We start from the raw sequence: 1,358 nt of genomic DNA on the forward strand, positions 1-1,358 counted from the left end.
TCCTGTTTGATTTGCTCTCCGTCGACTTGTCTGATTGGTTCCCGTCTGCTGTCTGCCTGCTCAATAACCGATCGGATGGCCTTCATGGCTGTGATACTTGTAGCAGTCTCTCGCAGTCGAGCCGCCTGCACGTGTGTCTTAGCGACTTCGTGGACCGCATCGACCTCGCAAACAGAGAGCGACTGGCCAATTTCCACTGCATGACATGGACAGATCCGGTCAGCCAGGATGATATGGATACGGCGCAGATCTGCCGGGTCATAGGCAATCGTATAGCTGTCTCCAATGGTCAACCCATCTGCATCATTTGGGGCATACCACATACGGTTGACTCTGATCCCTTTACGGGTCAGTTTTACGGTATCCCGTGGCAGCGTCTGTATGTGCAGCTCTTGCGGATCAACCGCCATCAATCGGGGTGATAGCTCCCTCCATCTTTCTGCTGGAGTCTTGCCATCGACAAGTCTCCCGCTGTTTAGGTACAGTACAGAGTGGATGATAACCCGTGCAAAATCATCAAGGTCAAGGGTTGCCTGCGTGCGGTAGTCGGTAGCCCATCGTTCTTGTGCATCATCCTCTATGACACCTTTGCCTCTCAGCATGGGCTTATACCGTTCCTGCAGCAGGTCAATCGATTTTTCGACAGCACCCTTTTGATCCGGGCGAAATGGCGGCAAGGTCAGTATTTCCAGCCCGTACCGGCGGCATAGTTCCGACATTCGTGGGCCGAAGAACTCTCGCCCCTTGTCAGTGATGATCTCAGACGGCATACCCACCGATGGCCATTGCTCCGGTGTGATTTCAATGCCGTAGCGAGCACAGTACCCAACCTTGTCCATAGCAGCCTGCTCAATGCAAGCCATTACAGCAGTCTCATCGCAGCTATACCCAACATTGACCCCGGCGATCAGGTGGGTGGCTGTATCTACCGCCAAGTAGATATACGGCCTACCTACCACGATGGAACGATCTTGCCTGGACACCAGATAGATATCCGCCTGTGTGGCATCCATCTGATAGCTCCCGGGCTGCGGCCTCCATCCGGCGGAGGAGCCCCATGCAGGTCGATGATCTCTCTGGTATTTGGTAAGGCCCTCTCGTGCGATGACCTTTTGCGGGTCCTTGTGCATGTCATGATCGTAGTAGTAGTGTCGGAACTGTGACCATGTTGGAGCATCGCTATCCAGCTCTCCATCGGGTCCTACATAGTCCTCCAGCAGCATCATCTCGTAGGCGGATCTTAGGGATAACCGCTTGGCACCAAAGTAGTACCGTCGAATCGCTCGCTCTATCATCTGATTGCTTTTGCCGGTCTGCTGTGACCGCTTTTGCGTGAGTTGTCCCGTTGCCAGATAACG

At 54.0% G+C, this 1,358-nt stretch carries 1 protein-coding gene; it reads right to left on the reverse strand.

All coding sequences use genetic code 11. The annotated features are described in order from the left end of the window. The coding region (locus tag H6B51_RS17050) for a Mu transposase C-terminal domain-containing protein (protein ID WP_243421380.1) at positions 1-1,013 on the reverse strand (1,013 nt) is incomplete at its 3' end. Between the last annotated feature and the right edge of the window lie 345 nt (positions 1,014-1,358).

Origin of the sequence: Pseudoflavonifractor phocaeensis, assembly GCF_016901955.1 — a bacterium.
GTDB classification, from domain to species: domain Bacteria; phylum Bacillota; class Clostridia; order Oscillospirales; family Oscillospiraceae; genus Flavonifractor; species Flavonifractor phocaeensis_A.